The 17,877-nt window shown below is 58.8% G+C and carries 13 protein-coding genes; 11 read left to right on the top strand and 2 right to left on the bottom strand.

Annotated features, from left to right (window positions below):
• Positions 1-89: 89 nt before the first annotated feature.
• From HHJ06_RS02125 to HHJ06_RS02110, 4 genes are all read left to right on the top strand, one after another.
• Complete coding sequence (locus HHJ06_RS02125) at positions 90-953, top strand: L,D-transpeptidase family protein (RefSeq protein ID WP_215427138.1); 864 nt, start codon at positions 90-92, stop codon at positions 951-953.
• On the top strand, positions 931-1,572 hold the full coding sequence (locus HHJ06_RS02120; RefSeq protein WP_215427137.1) for a sugar O-acetyltransferase: 642 nt from the start codon (positions 931-933) through the stop codon (positions 1,570-1,572). The genes HHJ06_RS02125 and HHJ06_RS02120 overlap by 23 nt, the downstream gene beginning before the upstream one ends.
• Positions 1,573-1,673: 101 nt before the next feature.
• Positions 1,674-1,928, top strand: a complete 255-nt coding sequence (gene rpsO / locus HHJ06_RS02115) for a 30S ribosomal protein S15 (RefSeq protein ID WP_022396563.1) — start codon at positions 1,674-1,676, stop codon at positions 1,926-1,928.
• A gap of 459 nt (positions 1,929-2,387) precedes the next feature.
• Positions 2,388-4,532, top strand: a complete 2,145-nt coding sequence (locus HHJ06_RS02110) for a polyribonucleotide nucleotidyltransferase (protein ID WP_215427136.1) — start codon at positions 2,388-2,390, stop codon at positions 4,530-4,532.
• 83 nt (positions 4,533-4,615) lie between these two features.
• Here the strand turns inward: HHJ06_RS02110 and HHJ06_RS02105 are convergent, their stop codons facing one another.
• Entirely contained in the window at positions 4,616-5,827 is a 1,212-nt protein-coding gene (locus HHJ06_RS02105; protein WP_215427135.1) for a M28 family peptidase, read from the bottom strand.
• Between the two features lie 166 nt (positions 5,828-5,993).
• Between HHJ06_RS02105 and HHJ06_RS02100 the strand changes: the two genes are divergently transcribed.
• The 5 genes from HHJ06_RS02100 (at position 5,994) to HHJ06_RS02080 (ending at position 12,486) form a co-directional block, all read left to right on the top strand.
• The gene (locus HHJ06_RS02100; RefSeq protein WP_215427134.1) at positions 5,994-7,328 is read left to right on the top strand and encodes a hemolysin family protein; all 1,335 of its coding nucleotides are present in this window, start codon (positions 5,994-5,996) and stop codon (positions 7,326-7,328) included.
• Complete coding sequence (locus HHJ06_RS02095; RefSeq protein ID WP_215427133.1) at positions 7,325-8,650, top strand: hemolysin family protein; 1,326 nt, start codon at positions 7,325-7,327, stop codon at positions 8,648-8,650. Before HHJ06_RS02100 ends, HHJ06_RS02095 begins: the two co-directional genes overlap by 4 nt.
• Before the next feature lie 93 nt (positions 8,651-8,743).
• Positions 8,744-11,023, top strand: a complete 2,280-nt coding sequence (locus HHJ06_RS02090) for a tetratricopeptide repeat protein (RefSeq protein ID WP_215427132.1) — start codon at positions 8,744-8,746, stop codon at positions 11,021-11,023.
• Between the two features lie 25 nt (positions 11,024-11,048).
• Positions 11,049-11,783 (top strand): thioredoxin-like domain-containing protein, encoded by a 735-nt coding sequence (locus HHJ06_RS02085; protein WP_215427131.1) that lies wholly within the window; start codon positions 11,049-11,051, stop codon positions 11,781-11,783.
• Between the two features lie 28 nt (positions 11,784-11,811).
• On the top strand, positions 11,812-12,486 hold the full coding sequence (locus HHJ06_RS02080) for a TetR/AcrR family transcriptional regulator (RefSeq protein ID WP_215427130.1): 675 nt from the start codon (positions 11,812-11,814) through the stop codon (positions 12,484-12,486).
• A gap of 39 nt (positions 12,487-12,525) precedes the next feature.
• Here the strand turns inward: HHJ06_RS02080 and thiE are convergent, their stop codons facing one another.
• Positions 12,526-13,170 (bottom strand): thiamine phosphate synthase, encoded by a 645-nt coding sequence (gene thiE, locus HHJ06_RS02075; RefSeq protein ID WP_215427129.1) that lies wholly within the window; start codon positions 13,168-13,170, stop codon positions 12,526-12,528.
• A gap of 87 nt (positions 13,171-13,257) precedes the next feature.
• Between thiE and HHJ06_RS02070 the strand changes: the two genes are divergently transcribed.
• Positions 13,258-14,304: a quinone-dependent dihydroorotate dehydrogenase gene (locus tag HHJ06_RS02070; RefSeq protein ID WP_215427128.1), complete on the top strand. Its 1,047-nt coding sequence runs from the start codon at positions 13,258-13,260 to the stop codon at positions 14,302-14,304.
• A 32-nt stretch (positions 14,305-14,336) separates the two neighbouring features.
• The gene (gene dnaE / locus HHJ06_RS02065) at positions 14,337-17,861 is read left to right on the top strand and encodes a DNA polymerase III subunit alpha (protein WP_215427127.1); all 3,525 of its coding nucleotides are present in this window, start codon (positions 14,337-14,339) and stop codon (positions 17,859-17,861) included.
• The last annotated feature ends 16 nt before the right edge of the window (positions 17,862-17,877 follow it).

Here is a 17,877-nt window from a genome sequence, read left to right as displayed (position 1 = left end):
TTTTTTTGATTGATGGTTGACAGTTTTGTCAAAAAGCGGTTCTTTTTTCCGGCCCTCCGTTGTCTAACGCAGTGATGCGACTCCCCGAAATGAAGTTATCCCTTTTCCATTTGCTGGTTCCCTGCCTGTGCGTGCCCGTTCTGTTTTCTTCCTGCGGCACGACGGGCGGGGATGCCTCCCTGTCCTCCTCGTCCAGCGTTCCGGTGGAGGAACTGACCGGGTATTTTGAGGAAACGGGAACCATTCCGGGGCATCTGCTCAAGTGGGAGGATGACCCTTCACTGCCCGGAAAGCTGCTGGTTGTGGTGGATAAGAAAAAGCAGATGATGTACGTGTACCGTGGAACGCACCGCATTGGGTACGGCCCCATCAGTTCCGGCAGGAGCCCGGGCATGACGCCTGCGGGCTACTTCCGGATTTCCTCCAAGGACGCGGACCACCATTCCTATTACGGCGCTTTCATCAATGCCGCCGGAGAGCAGCGGGACGGGGATATACGGAAGGACGCCGCGCGTCCCGGAGAACGGTTTGAAGCAGCCAAGATGCCCTATTTCATGAGGGTGAACGGGGCTGTGGGCATTCATGAAGGTTATCTGCCCGGGCGCCCGTCCTCCCATGGCTGCATCCGCATCCCCCACCTGATTGCAAGGAACCTGTTTGAAGTGGCTCCCGTGGGAACCCGCGTGATTGTCCGGGACGGGAGCTGGAGCATTCATGAACTTCAGAAAAAGCCGTCCGGCATTTTCAGGACGGTGCACAGGCCGTCCCCTGCCCGGGCTGGCGCAAATTCCTCTTCCTCCGGGAAGAAGGAGCTTGTAGAGTCGGAGGCATCCGTGGGGAAGGATGCCGCGACCGTGCCGTCTGTTGAAGAACGGGAGATCATGCCGCTGCCTTCTTCCGGCGCGGATGCCGTGAACCCCTCTTCAACCAATGGCCTCGAAGGACTGGAATAACATGCTGGCCGGGCGTTTGTATAATGCCCAGGATTCCGAATTGACTGCCGGGCGCCTGAGGGCGCGCAAGCTTCTCTTCCGTTACAATCAGTCCGCTCCGGAGGAGGAAAGTCTGCGGCGGGAAGTGGCGCGGGAGCTCTTCGGCCGCATGGGGGACAATTGCTACCTGGAGCCTCCCCTGCGGTGCGACTATGGAACGAATATCCTGCTGGGGGACCGCGTATATGCCAACTTCAACCTGGTGGTGCTGGACTGCGCCGCCGTCACAATCGGCAATGACGTGCTGATAGGCCCCAATGTGGGGATTTACACCGCCACGCATCCCGTGGACCCGGGGCTGAGGCGGGACGGGCTGGAATTTGCGCTGCCCGTCACCATTGAGGACGGCGTATGGATAGGCGGCCATACGGCCATTGGACCGGGCGTGCGCATCGGCCGGAATTCCGTGATAGGCGCGGGAAGCGTGGTGACGAAGGACATTCCCGCCAACGTGGTGGCCGTAGGAAACCCCTGCCGCGTGATGCGGCCCGTGACGGAAAAGGACCGCGAGATATGGGGTACGGCGGGAAAAGGTGATGAGGCTGCATCCTCAGGAACGGAGTCAAATTCTCCCGCATGATGAAATTTGAATTGCTTTTGGGAACGGATGGTGCATAGTTGGCGCCCTCACAGTGTCGATTAGCCGCTGCCACGAGCTAAATACATTCAAAGAAAACACTTATGAGTAACGAAATCAATTTGCAGGAATTCAAGATGCACGAAAAGGATTCCGGTAGCTCCAGCTACCAGATCGCCCACCTGACCCAGCGTATCGCCCACCTGACCGACCACCTGAGCACGAACAAGCACGATGTTTCTTCCCGCCGCGGGTTGTTGAAAATGGTGGCTCTGCGCCGCAAGCTTCTTGATTACGTCAAGCGTGAAGATCTGGCCCAGTATCAGAGCCTGATTCAGCGTCTTGGCCTTCGCCGCTAAACGGCGGAGTGTATTCCCGTTTGATTCGGCCGTTGCGGTTTTCCGCAGCGGTCGTTTTTTTGCGCCGTGGGGGGAAGGGCGGTTCTCCCGGCAGGAGGCGTGGAAAAGCCCGGAACAGCGGGCTATCAAACTATTTACTTGCATTCTCCTTGACAGGGCTTATGCTGGCATCCGACGTTCGGGGATTCGTTTCCCGGTGCGTTTCTGTCGGGCATGCCTTGAGAAATTTTCGGATTTTCACAGGCTGTCAAGCCGGTAAGACTGGGCCGGAGCGTTTGATCCATCTGGGATGTGCGCCCTGCCGCGCAGACAGTGTTCCCCTTCATTTTTGGGAAAAAGCTGCTGCGGATAACACTCTTCCTGAGGCACTGCCCGTACCTGACGCCATTCAGGCTTCCCGCCCGGAGCCGGCCTGAATGGGCTGATGAGGCTGCGGGTGACTGAAAGACAAGAAATATAATGAGCATACATTCAGTTGAATGCAACGTTGGTACGAATCCCATCACGATTGAAACCGGAAAAATGGCCCGTCTTGCAGACGGGGCGGTTGTCGTCCGCAGCGGCGACACCGTGGTTCTCGTGACCGTGGTGAGCGCCACCAAAGTAAAGGAAGGCCAGACCTTCTTTCCCCTGTCTGTGGAATACAAGGAAAAGGCCGCTGCCGCGGGCATGTTCCCCGGCGGCTACTTCAAGCGTGAAGGCCGCCCCACGGAAAAGGAAATCCTGACGTGCCGCATGACGGACCGCCCCCTGCGCCCGATGTTCCCCAAGGGTTACTTCTATGACACGCAGGTGATCACCCTTCTGCTCTCCGCCGATGGTGAAAATGAACCGGATATTCTGAGCATCAACGGCGCTTCCGCCGCCTGCGTCGTTTCCGACCTCCCCTTTGCCGAACCCGTGGGCGCCGTCCGCGTGGGCCGTGTTGACGGCCAGTTCATCATCAACCCGACCAACTCCCAGCGTGAAAACAGCCAGCTTGACCTGGTGTTTGCCGGGACGAAGGACCAGGTAATCATGATTGAAGGTTCCGCCAACGAACTGCCGGAAGAAGACTTCATCGCCGCACTGCGCCTGGCTCAGGAAAACGTGAAGGTTCTTTGCGAAAAGCAGGAAGAACTCCGTGCCGTCTGTGGCAAGGAAAAGCGTTCTTACGAACTCTGCCTTGCCAAGCCGGAACTGCTGGAAATCGGCTATGAAATCGCCGGTGACCGCATTGAAGACGCCATCTATGCCGCCTCCAAGGTTGAACGCCAGAAGAAGGTGGGCGCCCTGCGCGACGAAGTGGAAGCCGCCATTAAGGAACGCCATCCGGAAGCCACCGATTTTGACGTGGAGCAGGTCTTTGAATACATTCAGAAGAAGGCCTTCCGCATCTCCATCATGGACAAGGACAAGCGTGCCGATGGCCGCGCCCTCAAGGAACTGCGCCCCCTGACCGCGGAAATCAACGTGCTGCCTTCCGTGGTGCACGGCTCCGCGATGTTTGCCCGCGGTGAAACGATGTCCCTCTGCCTGGCGACGCTCGCTCCGATGGAAGAACGCCAGTACATGGACAACTACACGGGCAGCGTGAATGAAAAGCGCTTCATCCTGCACTACAACTTCCCTCCCTTCTCCGTAGGTGATACCGGCCGTTTCGGCGGCCAGAACCGTCGTGAAATCGGTCATGGCGCCCTGGCGGAACGTTCCATCGCTCCCGTAGTGCCGGACGAACAGGAATTCCCGTATGCCATCCGCATTTCTTCTGAAATCATGGAATCCAACGGTTCCACCTCCATGGCCTCCGTCTGTGCGGGCACGATGTCCCTTCTGGCGGCCGGCGTGCCCCTCAAGCGCCCCGTGGCGGGCATTTCCGTGGGCCTGGTGACGGAACAGAATGACCAGCATGAAATCACTACGTACAAGACCCTTCTGGACATCATCGGTTCCGAAGACTTCTACGGTGACATGGACTTCAAGCTTTGCGGCACGTCTGAAGGCGTGACGGGCTACCAGCTGGACCTCAAGCTCCCCGGCATCCCCCTCTCCATTCTGGAAGAAGCCATCCACGTGGCCAAGACCGGCCGCACGGACGTGCTGAAGGTCATGAATGACGCCATTGCCGCTCCGGCCCAGATGAGCCCGAATGCTCCCCGCATTGAGACCACCAAGATTCCCGCCGACCGCATCGGCGAGCTGATTGGCCCCGGCGGCAAGAACATCAAGGCCATCCAGGCTGAATCCGGCGCCGACATCAACATTGAGGAAGACGGTACCGTGCACATCTACGCCGCCAAGCAGGAAGGCCTGGACCGCGCGCTGGATCTCGTCACCCGCATGTTCAAGACCATTGAAATTGGTGAACTGTACACCGGCAAGATCGTTTCCACGACCACCTTCGGCGCGTTCATGGAAGTGCTTCCCGGCAAGGACGGTCTGATTCACATCTCCGAGCTGGCCGAAGGCCGCACCGCCAAGACGGAAGACGTCGTGAGCGTGGGAGACGTGGTGACTGCCAAGTGCATCGGCATTGACGACAAGGGCCGTGTGAAGATGTCTGTCCGCGCCGCTCTGCGCGACGCCAAGGCTGCTGAAGCGGAAGCCGCTGGCATTACGGAATAACGGTTGCCCGTTGAACCCTTAAACTTCCAGCCCCGTTCCCGGTTGTTCCGGGAACGGGGCTGTTTGAATTTGGACGGGAGCTTTTATCTTGCGCTCACGGGTTCCGGTTGTGGCGGTTGTTTCTTTTCCTGCGCGGATGCGGCTTTCACTTCCGGGGAGGGAGGGGTGCACAGGAAACGGCCCAGCAGGTCCAGCGTGGCTTTTACATCCTTCAGATCCGCCAGTTCCCGCGGGGAGTGCATGTAGCGGATGGGCGGTCCCAGGAAGGCGGCCTGGCCGCCGTAAAGCTTGACGGGGACAAAATTGGCCATGCCGGGAGGGAAGGTGGCGTCCTTTTGCAAGGGAATACCGTGTTCTTCCGCCAGCTGGAGAAGCTGCTCAGTGATGGGCTGGTAAAAGATCTTGTCCTGGGTGAAAATGACGGGGCCTTTTCCCATGGCCTGGCGGGTCAGCCTTCCGTTTTCTTCACGGGATGGAAGGTCGTCGAGCTGGACGGTATCCAGCGTGCAGTCAATGACGATAGCCAGCCGGGGGCGGTTCTTCTCACAATACGCCGTGGCTCCGATGAGGCCTATTTCCTCCTGGGAGGAGGAAAGCAGCGTCACGTGGTATTTCAGGTCTTTTTGATGTTGGGACAGGAAAGAGGCCAGCTCCATCAGCATGAAGGAATTCAGGCGGCAGTCCAGGCCGTGGGCCATCAGGCGGGAACCGTGCAGCAATTCCGGCCTGGTGGCGGGAACGCCGCGCTGGCCTGTGCTCAGGCCCATGTTCCGGGCCTCCTCCGCGCTGGACGCTCCCGCGTCAAACAGGACGTATTCCTTTCCTGCCGGGAGCGGGGCGCGGTTCAACCACCAGCCGGGCACTGCGCCCGCAAAGGCGGTGACGGGACCATGGGCCCCGTCAAAGCGGTAGGGGCAGGAAAGCATGGACTGGAAATCCGGGAACCCGACAGGCTTCACCTTCAGGAACCCGTTGGGCGTGATGCCTGCAATGACCACGCCCACTTCATCCGCATGGGCGTCTATCAACAATTCGGGAGCGTCCGGGTCCGGGCTACGGAATGTTGCCCAGGCATTTTGATGCGCGTCCGTGCCGGAGCTGTCCGCCAGGGGCGCCACGTGTTTCAGCCAGCATTGCTGGAAAGGGGTTTCCGCTCCGGAGGAGGACGGAATGCCCAGCAGGGTTGTCAGGCGTTCCATGGACTGGCCGCTGAAAGGCAGCGCGTCTTCCGGCACGGAGGCCATGCAAAAGTTCAGAAAAAGCAGGGGGAGCAGCAGGATGCGGATAGCGGGCATGGCCTCACCATAACATGGGGAGGGAAGGGGAAGCAATGGCGGAAGGGACGCATGGGAAAATGTGATTTTCCGGATGGCAGGATTTTTTGTTTCCCGTTCTTGACAGGATTTTCTTGGTTCCTATGATGCGGATGCCCGTTGCGTTCTACGGACACCCCCTCCATACATGATTCTTTTTATCATTTTCGTTATTCTTTTTCTGATTCTGATCAACGCCTTTTACGTTGCCGCAGAATTTGCCGCCGTGAGCGTGCGCCGCAACATGATTCGTGAAATGGCGGAGGGCGGCAGCAAGGTGGCGGCGCATTTGCTCAAAATTCTGGAGAATACCAGGGAGCTGGACCGCTACATTGCGGCCTGCCAGTTCGGCATTACCATCTCCAGCCTGATTCTGGGCGCCTACGGGCAGGTGGAACTGTCCGCTTATCTGCTCCCTCTGTTTGAACGGTTTGGCGGCATGGATTCCGTGATGGCCAATTCCGTAGCCGCCATTGTGGTGCTGGTTGGTCTGACGGTGCTGCAGGTGATTCTGGGGGAATTGATGCCCAAGTCCCTGGCGCTGCAATTTCCCCGGCAGGCGGCTTTGTACACGTATTACCCCATGCGCTGGACGCTGACCTTCTTCGCGTGGTTCATTGACTTCCTGAACGGAAGCGGCTTGCTGCTTCTCAAACTGTTCCGCCTGCCGCCGGGAGGCCACCAGCACATCCACACCCAGCAGGAGATCAACATGCTGCTGGATGAAAGCCATCAGGGGGGCCTGCTGGAGGAGGATGAGCATGAGCGGCTGCACAGCGCGCTTTCCTTTGCGGAACGCACGGTGGAGCAGATCATGATTCCCCGTTTCCGGCTGGTTTGCCTGGATGTGGACGCTACGGAGGAGGATATTCTGAATATGATTGCGGACAAGCCCCATACTCATATTCCGGTGTATGAAGGAAACCGTGAGTCCGTGATCGGCATGCTGCATATCAAGGACATGGTGGCCGCGTATGCGGAAAAGGGCGTTCTGCCTCCCCTGCGCTCCATGCTGCGGGAGGTGCCGTGCGTGATGGAGATGCAGACAGTGGAGATGCTGGTGTCCCGGCTCCGGGAGGACAAGGCCAAGGAAGCTTTTGTGCTGGATGAATACGGCAAGTTTGTGGGGCTGGTGACGCTGGAACGCCTGCTGGGTGAAATGGTGGGGGACATAGATGAGGAATTCATCCGCTCCGGGGAAAAAGTGGAAACCCTGCCGGACGGTACCGTGCGCATTCCCGGCATGATGCGCGCCCATAAGGCGGAGTGCCTGGTGCCTTTCCTAATGAACGGCGCCGCTACCGTGGGGGGCTCCGTGATCAAGCACATGTCCTGCATTCCCAAGGAGGGGGACCGCCTGATTATTGCCGGGCGCGTTCTGGTGGTGGAGAAGATGGACCACAACCGCGTCTCCTCCATTCTGCTGTTGCCTCCGGAGAAAAAGGAGAATGAACCTGCCATGGAAAGCGGGGTGGACTCATGATGACGGTTTTTATTATTCTGCTGCTGATTGTGCTGAACGGCCTGTTTGTGGCCGCGGAATTTGCATTGCTTGGCGCGCCCCGCGCGGCGCTGGAGCAAATGGGGGCGTCCGGCAATATGGTGGCGCGCCGCGTCTCCCATATCTTGAAAACGCCGCGGTTGCAGGACCGCTACATTGCCACGGCCCAGCTCGGCATTACATTCGCCAGTCTGGGGCTGGGCATGTACGGGGAGCATGCCGTGGCCGGATGGCTTCACGAATGGCTCGCCCAGTACGGGTGGGCCTCCTGGCTTGTGGCGCACGGCGCGGCCAGCGTCCTGTCCGTGGCGGTGCTGACGTACCTGCACATTGTCCTCGGGGAAATGGTGCCTAAGGCGCTTTCCCTCCAGTATGCCACGAAGCTTTGCCTCATCATCACGATGCCCATGTACGTAGTCCAGCTCTGCCTGTATCCGCTGGTGGTGGGCATGAACACCTTGGGCAACTTTTTCCTGGGGCTGCTGGGCGTGGACAGGAATGAATCCAAGTCTCACTACCATTCTGCGGAAGAACTCCAGTACATCATTGAGGAGAGTCATGAAAACGGCGCCCTGCCGCAGGAATCCGGGCGCATCATGGATGGCCTGTTTGACCTGGAGGACCTGTACGTTCACCAGGTCATGACTCCGCGCGTCCGGATAGACGCCATTCCGGAAGGAGCGGGGCATGAGAAAATACGGGAGATTGTCCGCCGCACCCGCCGCACCCGCTACCCCGTTTACCGCGGTGATCTGGACCACGTGGTCGGCATGGTGCATGCCCGCGACCTGTTCCGCATCATGTTCCGCGGGAAGGCCTTGACGCCTGAATACATCCACGCCATTCCCAAGGTGCCCAAGACGGTCAAGTTTGATAATGTGGTGGAGATCATGAGGAAGGACAATGTGCGCCTTGCCATCATTTTGGACGAGCACGGCGGGACTTCCGGCCTGCTGACCCTGACGGACGTGTTTTCCGAGGTGATGGGCTGGGACCGCGGCCGCATCAGAGTATTGACGGAGCTGCCCCGGGACGCCGTGGGCTTCTCCTGCGATGTTTCCGGTCTGGCCCGAATTGAGGAGCTGGGGGAAGCCATGGACATGGACTTGCAGAATGAGGAGATTGACACCGTGGGCGGTCTGATTCTCAATTTGCTGGAAGCTCCGGCGGAGGAAGGGGACACCGTGGGTTACCTGGGTCTGGAATTCAGGGTGACCCGTACGGAGAACGGCGGCGTGGAGCGCTGCACCGTGACCCGGATTACTCCGCTGATGCGGGAGGAAGCCCTGGAAGAGGAGGATTAAGCTGCGGGAGTCCGGGGAAAACCTCCGGAACGGGTCCGCTTTGTGTAAAAGTTCCTTGGTGGAGCGCGTAGGATATGGCAGAATATTTCCGCCATGTCCCAGCCCGAGTCCACTGATGCTTCCGTGAACAAATCCTCCATGAAAAAATGGGTGGTTCTCCTTATTGTTCTCGGGGCGCTGATCGGGCTGGGGACGATGATGAAGGCATGGATGGACCGGCGCTCCGGCGCGGAAGCCCAGCCGGCCGTTTTCTCCGGCGGCAGTGAGCACTGGGACCAGAATGAAGTGCCCATCTCCATGCAGTGCGGCGCCTGCCATGAAAAGGAATTCCGGCAGTGGGCCGGCTCGGACCACGCCTGGGCGTTCCGCAAGCTGGGGGACCAGTGGGAGTCCGAGGCATTTCATAACATGAAGCTGGACGCCCACGGAAGCATTCTTCAATTTTCCACGGATGCCCAGGGCCGTATGGTGCATGACGGGCAGTCCAACACAGCCTGGCGCGCGGAATGGGCTACGGGGAGGATTCCACTGGTGCAATATCTGGTTCCCGCAAAGGACGGGGGCTACCACACCCTGAGCGCTGCGTGGGATGTAAACCGCAAGGAGTGGTTTGACATTTTCGGCAAGGATGCCCGCCAGCCCGGAGACTGGGGGCACTGGACGGGACGCGGCATGAACTGGAACACGCAGTGCGCATGGTGCCACATGTCCCTGTTCCATAAGAACTATGATCCGGTCAAGGACCGTTACGCTTCCACGTGGACGGAACCCGGCGTGACCTGCATCCAGTGCCACGGTCCACTGCTGGATAAGCCCGAGGCGGGAACGGGGTGCATGATTTCCACCAAAAACAAGCTGACTCCGGAGCAAATTCACGACAACTGCGCTTCCTGCCATGCCCGGCGGGATGAATTCGATCACGATTTTGCCATAGGAGACCGTTTTGACAATCATTTCCAGCTCGTGCTTCCCGTGCAGCCCGGTGTCTTCTGGCCCAACGGCATGCAGAGGGATGAGGATTATTGTGAAACCGGCCTGCGCCTGAGCCGCATGGGAAAGGCGGGCGTCACCTGCCTGGATTGCCATGATCCGCATACGGGAACGCTGAAGCTTCCGCAGGAAGACAACACGCTCTGCCTGCGGTGCCACGGCACCGGGGAGGCGGTGAACGGGGTGAAAGCCCCTGTTATTGACATATCCAAACATACGCCGTGCCCCCAGTCCAGCATGGGCGCCCGCTGTGTGGAATGCCATATGCCGGAAAGCCTGTACATGGCCCGCGACCCCCGCCGGGACCACTCCTTCAATTCTCCTGACCCCCTCCTGAGCGTAGAGCTGGGCATCCCCAATGCCTGCACCATGTGCCACCGGGAAAAGAGCAATGAATGGGCCGCGGAAGCGGTGGAAAAATATTACGGGCCCAATCCCAAGATGGCGCAGTACCGGGACCGCACCAGGGCCGTGCAGCGCGCTTATGAAGGACGGGAGGATGTGCTGCCGCTGCTGATGGAATGCTTCAAGAGGGAGGAAGTGGGCGCCTGGCGTGCCACACTGCTGGATTTGATGGATGCCTGGGCGCATGAACCGGCCGTTCAGGAACTGGCCGCTGCGGCGGTCAAGGACCCGGATGCCCTGACGCGCGCCGCCGCTGCCAAGGTAATGGGCCGCGCGGGCAATCCCGCCGCGGGCAAATTGCTCAATGACCCATTCAAGGTTGTCCGCCTGCAGGCGGAATGGGCCCTCCGGGATTCCCTGCCGCCGGACAGCCCGGCCATGAAGGAGCTGACCGCCGCCGCGCTTCATCAGGCAGACCAGCCCTCCGGGGCAATGAAGCTGGCCCAGATAGCTATCAGCCGCAAGGATGCGAAGGCCGCGGAACAATGGTTTGCCAAGGCTCTGAAATGGGATGCCACATCTTCCGTGGTACACCGGGATTATGCCGTTTTCCTGGCTTCCCAGGGGCGCAGTGGGGAAGCGGTGGAGCAGATGAAGGAGGCCGTCCGCCTGGCTCCGAAGGATGCCAACCTGTGGTATCTGCTGGGGCTGGGACAGATTGAGAACAATGATGAGCCGGGAGCTCTGGAATCCTTTAATGCGGCCCTGAAAATAGAGCCCTCTTTCATCCGTGCCCTGTTCAACCGCGCCCTGCTTAATGAAAAGGTGGGACGGCTGGAGCAAGCGCTCCAGGACTTGGAGAATTGTTCCTCCCTGGACAAGGAAAATGCGGATATTCCGTTCACGCTGGCCGTGATGCTTTACCGCAACGGCCGTTACCGTGACGCGGCGGCAGCAGCAGCAGAAGCCCTGCGCCGTGATCCGGGGCATGCCCAGGCCCGGCAAATTCTGGAATCGGCTTCTCGACATGGAAGATAGGAAAGAGTATATCAGCGTTGTGTACATGAAATTTTCCCCTTTGCGTATTCTGCTGGCGTCTGCGTTCTTGCTGGGAACCTCCTTCTGTTTTGCCGGTTCTTCTGATGCGGCGGAGGATCCTTCCCTCCGTACCTGGACGAATAAAGGCACGGGAACCACGGTGGAGGCCCGTCCTATCGCCCTCAATATGAAGACGGTCAAGCTGGTGACTACGGCCAAAAAGCCCATCACGATGCCGTTGGAAAAGCTTTCAGAGGAAGACCGGGCATGGCTGGAGGAACACAAGGAGGTGATCGGGAAGCCCCTCTCGGAATGGTCCTCCGTGCCGTCTGGCCCCGTGGCTGAGGAAATGAAGGGGAAAACCTACATGCTGGACAACGGCAAGCTCAAGAAGAAGGACGGGAAATTGAATTCCCGGCATTTTATCCTGTATTTCAGCGCGAGCTGGTGCGGCCCCTGCTGCCGGAATGCCCCCCACAGCGTGGAGGCTTACAACAAGGCGGTGAAGGATAATCCAGATGTGGAGGTAATCATGTGCAATCTGGACCAGAACCTGGAAACCGCCCAGAAATGGGCCGCCGCCAACAATATGCCGTGGCCCGTCCTGCTGAAGAAGGATTTGACGGAGCTGGCCAGAAAAGTGGCTCCCCGCGGTATTCCCACAATGATTCTGGTGGACAAGGACGGCAAGGCCATCCAGTCTTCCCAGGACATGGAACAACTGGTAAAGGCTATCGGCTCAAGCCGCTCCTCCCGCTAGGCTGAAATACCTTTGATGTTCTGCAACGATGTCCTCCACCCGCAAATCCCAGTCCGACCGTTCTGCTGAAACCAGCGGCAAGATTCTTCGCGCGGCGCAGAAACTTTTTGCTCTCAGAGGATTTGACGGAGTGACCATGAGGGCCATTGCTTCTGAAGCGGGAGTGAACCTGGCCTCCATTGTTTATTATTTTGAAAATAAGGAAGGGCTGTACCTTGCCGTATTCCGGCAGTATGCGGAACCCCTGATGGAGGCGCGCATGAAGATGCTGAAAGAGGCGGACCTTCATCCGTCCCTGCGTGCATACGCCAGGGCGTTCATTGAACCCGCTTTCCGGCTGCTTCTGGATAAAAGCCTGGGCGGCCCGGATCACGCCCGGCTGCTGTGGCGGCTGCCTCAGGAACCGGAATATCTGGGGAGAAAGATTTACGATGAATTCTATGCTCCGCTCATCCGGGAAATGACCCAGAGGGTACGCCAGTTCTGTCCGTGGGATGACGAACTCTCCATCTCCTGGCACGTTCATATCATGAGTTCCATTTTCCATGCCACGCTGGGGAAGTACGTCACCCGGCTGGAACTTCATGACAAGGAGCCGTGGATGAAGGATCAGGACCGCGTTCTGCAAATGATCGTGAATACGGCGGTTCTCCTGATTTCACGTCCCGCCCTTTCTCCGGAGGAAGAACAGGGGAAGCGGTGAAGATGGAACGGTGCGTCCGTAAAGGCACGGCGTTTCCTCCTATATTTCTCCCAGCGTTTTTCTAAGCGCCATTGCCGTTTCCGTGATGTTCGGGTGCGTAAGCAGCCAGGAGACGATGACAACCCTGTCCGCTCCTGCCTTCAGGACGGAGGGAAGCGTGTCCCCATTGACGCCGCCGATGCAGAAGACCGGGAATTCTTCCGGAAGACGCCGCCGCACGCCTGCAATATCTTCCAGGCCTATGGCGGGCCTCCCCGGTTTGGTGCCCGTGGGAAACAGGGGGCCGAATCCGATGTAGTCCGCCTCCTCTTGGAATGCTGCCAGGGCCTGTTCCGGGCTGTGCGTGGAACGCCCGATGATGGCGTCCGGCCCCAGCATGGCCCGCACAGGCGCCAGGGCGCCGTCGTCCTGCCCCAGATGAACGCCGTCCGCCCCGGTACTCAGGGCTATTTCAGGATAGTCGTTGATGATGAAAAGACAGCCGTGTTTGCGGCACAGGGGGGCAAGCTGGCTGCCCAGCTCCTCAATACGTTCCGGAGCATAGTTTTTCGCCCGGAGCTGGAGAATTTCCAAGTCGGCCGCCAGCAATTTTTCCGTAACGGAGAGCAGTTGGTTTTCAGCAGTATAGCCCGTATCCACAATGCCGTACAGGCGGCATGACGAGAGGCGTTCCTTCCTGTTCATGGAAGGGAATTGTACCGGATAAAATCATCCCGGCAAGACGCTTCCCATTCTTGACCCTAATGGAGGGTGTAGTATACTCCCCGCATCGTGTCACCCGCCTTATATTCCGCCGCTAAAAGTGTATTGTTTCAAATGAATCCGGAGACCGCCCACAATGTGACTTTGTGGGGGCTGCGCCTGGCAGAAAAGATGCGCGTACTGCCTCTCCTGACGGGGGATATTCCTTCCGATCCCGTGGAAATCCTGGGAATGAAATTCCCCAACCGGGTAGGCCTTGCCGCCGGGATGGACAAGGAGGCGGACACGGTGAACGCATTCGGCCAGATTGGCTTCGGCTTTGTGGAGGTGGGCACGCTTACACCGCGACCGCAGCCGGGCAATGACAAACCCCGCCTGTTTCGCCTGATTCCCCAGCGGGCCATCATCAACCGGATGGGCTTCAACAATGACGGCATTGCCGCCGGAGTGGAGAACATCCGCTCCGCCACCCGTTTTCATGGCGTCCTTGGCGTCAACATCGGGAAAAACAAGGTGACGCCCAATGAAGATGCGGCCCAGGATTACCTGACCTGCCTGCGTGCGGCATGGCCTGTGGCGGATTACATCGCCATTAACTTCTCTTCCCCCAACACGCCCGGTCTGCGCGAACTCCAGGCTGCGGAACCCGCCGCGCGCCTGCTGGCTTCCCTGAAAGCCGAGCAGTCCAACCTTGCCGCGGAAACCGGACGCAATGTGCCCATTTTCATGAAGGTGGCCCCGGATGTGACGGCTGAACACATAGCGGAACTCAGCCGCGTTTTTCTGGATGAAGGACTGGACGGCCTAATCGCTACGAACACCACGCTTTCCCGTGCCGGGGTGGAAGCCAATCCGCGCCATGAAGAAGCGGGCGGCCTGTCCGGCGCGCCTCTGGCGGAGCGCTCCACGGAGGTCATCGCAGCCTTTGCTTCCGAGTTGAAGGGGCACATTCCGATTATCGGCGTGGGCGGCATTATGAGCGGCGCGGACGCTGTCGCCAAGATCAAGGCCGGAGCCAGTCTCGTCCAGCTTTACACGGGGTTCATCTACCGCGGGCCGGATCTCATCCGGGAATGTGTGGAAGCCATGAAGGCCGAATGCCCCGCTAACTCCTGATCCGATTTATTCAACGCACACAGGTTTCATCCATGGCCGGTTCCTTCGTACACCTTCACAACCATACGGAATACTCTCTGCTGGACGGCGCCGTCCACATCAAGGACCTCATTGCGGAATGCTCCCGCATGGGCATGCCCGCTGTCGCCGTCACTGACCACGGCAACCTCTTCGGAGCCATTGAGCTCGTGATGGAGGCCAACAACCTTAACAAATCCGTAGCCGCCTGGAACAAGGAGCACCCGGAAGGGCCGCAGAAACAGCCGGTGAAGCCCATCTTCGGCTGTGAGGTCTATCTTTCCCCCACGCCCATCAGCGTGAAAAAGCAGCTTCCCGGGCGCCGTAAATACACGCATTTGCTTCTTCTGGCGGAAAATGAAACCGGCTGGCAGAACCTTGTCAAACTGGTATCCCGTTCCCATCTGGAAGGCTTTTACTACAAGCCGCGTGTGGACATGGATACCCTGCGGGAATTCCATGAAGGCCTCATCTGCTGCACGGCGTGCATCGCCGGGCCGCTGAATGAATGGCTGCTCAACGACCAGCCGGAAAAGGCGGAGGAAGCCCTGCTGGCGCTGAAGGACATCTTCGGGGAGGACAACATCTTTGTGGAGCTTCAGGACCATGGGCTGGAGGAAGAAAGAAAATGCCTGCCCGGGCTGGTGAGCATCGCCCGCAAGACCAATACTCCCATTGTGGCCACCAATGACGTGCACTTTCTCCGGAAGGAAGACCACGACATGCACGATGTGCTGATTTGCGTGGGGACCAACGAGAAACTGGCTTCTCCCAAGCGCATGCGCTACTCCACGGAAGTCTACCTGAAATCTCCTGAGGAAATGCGGGAAGTATTCCGGGACTACCCGGATGCCGTGGAAAACACGCTGAAAATCGCGGAACGGTGCAACGTCACCATCAAGCTGGACTCCGCCAGTACGGAAAAGTATCCGGAATTCGGCACTCCGGACGGCTCCACGCGTGAGGAATACCTGCGCAAGGTGTGCTATGAAGGCCTGGAGGAACGGTACGGCAAGGAACGCGTGGCTACGGACAAGGAGCTCCGCGACCGCCTGGATTATGAGCTGGGAATCATCAACCAGTTGAAATTCCCCTCCTACTTCCTGATTACGGCGGACTTCATCAACTGGGCGAAGGATCATGACATTCCCGTGGGGCCCGGCCGCGGTTCCGCCGCGGGCTCCCTGGTGGCGTATTCCATGAAGATCACGAACATCGATCCCTTGCGGTTCGGCTTGATCTTTGAACGTTTCCTGAACCCGGAGCGCGTCAGCCCGCCCGATATCGACATTGACTTTTGCCAGACCCGCCGTCCGGAGGTGATTGACTACGTGCGGCAGAAGTACGGGGAACGCGCCGTATCCCACATCATCACGTACGGCACCATGGGCGCCAAATCCGTGCTCAGGGACGTGGCCCGCGTGATGGACATGTCCTATGCGGACGGCGACCGCATCTCCAAGCTGATTGAAACCGGCCCCAAGGTAACCCTCCAGTCCAGCTACAAGAGCAACGAAGAACTGCGGGAGCTGATCGCGTCTGATGAAACGTACGCGGAACTCTGGGGATATGCAACGCGCCTGGAAGGGCTCATCCGCAACGTGGGCGTGCACGCCGCGGGCGTCGTGATCGGTGACCGTCCCCTGGACGAGCATGTGGCACTCACCCGTGACGACCTTTCCGACCCGCATGCCGCCGTTGTCGCCCAGTGCGACATGAGCGCCATTTATGAAGTGGGCCTTTTGAAGATGGACTTCCTGGGCCTGAAAACCCTGACCGTCATGCATGATGCGGAAGAATACGCCCGCTGGCGCGTGCCGGAATTCAAGCTGGACTCCGTTCCCCTGGATGACAAGGAAACGCTGGACCTGCTGAACAGGGGGGATACGATGGGCGTGTTCCAGCTGGAATCCGGCGGCATGGTGGACACCTGCCGGCGCTACGGTATCCAGAAGATTGAAGACATCATTGACCTGCTGGCCCTGTATCGTCCGGGGGCCATGCAGTTCATGGATGAAATGATTGAAGTCAAGAAGGGGCTGCGCCAGGTGGTATATGAACATCCCTTGCTGGAACAGGTCAGCGGAGAGACCTACGGCGTGATGATCTACCAGGAACAGGTGCAGGCGGCGGCCAAGCTGCTGGCGGGCTATACGCTCGGCGGCGCCGACCTGCTGCGCCGCGCCATGGGTAAGAAGGACCCCGCAAAAATGGCCAAGGAAAAGGCCCACTTTGTGGAAGGGTGCTGGAAAACCAACCAGATTGACGAGAAGACGGCTACGGCCATCTTTGACAAGATTGAGAAATTCGCCGGCTACGGCTTCAACAAATCCCACTCTGCCTGCTACGGCCATATCTCCTACTGGACGGCCTACCTCAAGGCCCACTTCCCCGTGGAATTCCTCTGCGGCCTGATGTCCAATGAAGCGAACAACGACAAAATCGGCGTGTTCATTCAAGAGGCCAACCGCATGGGCATTGAAATCCTCCCGCCCAACGTGAACAAGTCCATGCTTAAATTCACGCCTGAAAAAACGCCTTCCGGCAAGTTGGCCGTGCGTTACGGCCTGGCGGCCATCAAGAACGTGGGGGAAGGCGCCATGCAGATTCTTTTGGAAGAGCGGAAGCGGAACGGGGAATTCTCCAGCATGGAGGACATCTGCAACAGGTTGGATTCCAAATCCGTCAACAAGAAGATACTGGAATCCCTGATCCGTGCTGGAGCTCTGGACTGGACGCTGGAACCGCGCTGCGCCCTGTTTGAACGCGTGGACCTGGCCCTGAGCGGCGCTTCACAGGTGCACAAGGATAAGGCTTTGGGGCAGGGCGCCCTGTTTGACATGACTTTTGAAGCCCCCAGGGTGAAGGATGAACCCGCCGTTCCGGAATGGCCCAAGGACCAGCGCATGGGGGATGAAAAGGACCTGCTGGGCGCCTACTTCTGCGGCCACCCCCTTGACTCCATGCGCGGCGTCATTGATGCGGAAAAATACACCCGCATAGGCCTTATTGACACGCTGGAATCACATGAACTCAAGCAGAAGCACCAGATCGCCGGGATGGTGCGCTCCGTCATCCCCAAGATCAGCAAGGCCGGAAGAAAATTTGCCGTTATGACGCTGGAAGACTTCACCGGCAGCATTGAAGTGCTGCTGTGGTCGGACGTTTATGAAAAGGCTTTGGAAATGGAAGGAGGGCTGGAACCGGGCGTCTTTGTTGCCGTGCGCGCCAATATCCGGGAGGATGACCGCACCTCCGCCAAGAGCGTGGCCGCGCAGAGCGTGGAGCCGCTGGGCGGTAAACGGCGCAAATCCAGGGCCGGAGACCAGGGCCCGCTGAATATCATTGTCAGCCCCCTGCGCCACACGAGAAAGAATCTGGAACAGATACGGGACATCCTGAGAAGATACCCGGGCCGCTCCAAGGTCAACCTCACCATTAAGGACAGCCTGGGCCATAGCCAGATACTGGAACTGGACGAACAGTTCCGCGTCAACCGCTGCCGGGAGTTGGAAACGGAGCTCTCCATGTATAACTGACGCCATGCCGGAAGGA

The organism is Akkermansia muciniphila, assembly GCF_018709685.1.
GTDB lineage: Bacteria > Verrucomicrobiota > Verrucomicrobiia > Verrucomicrobiales > Akkermansiaceae > Akkermansia > Akkermansia muciniphila_E.
The sequence above is the reverse complement of the archived record's forward strand: the minus strand, read 5'-3'. Positions and strand labels throughout refer to the sequence as shown.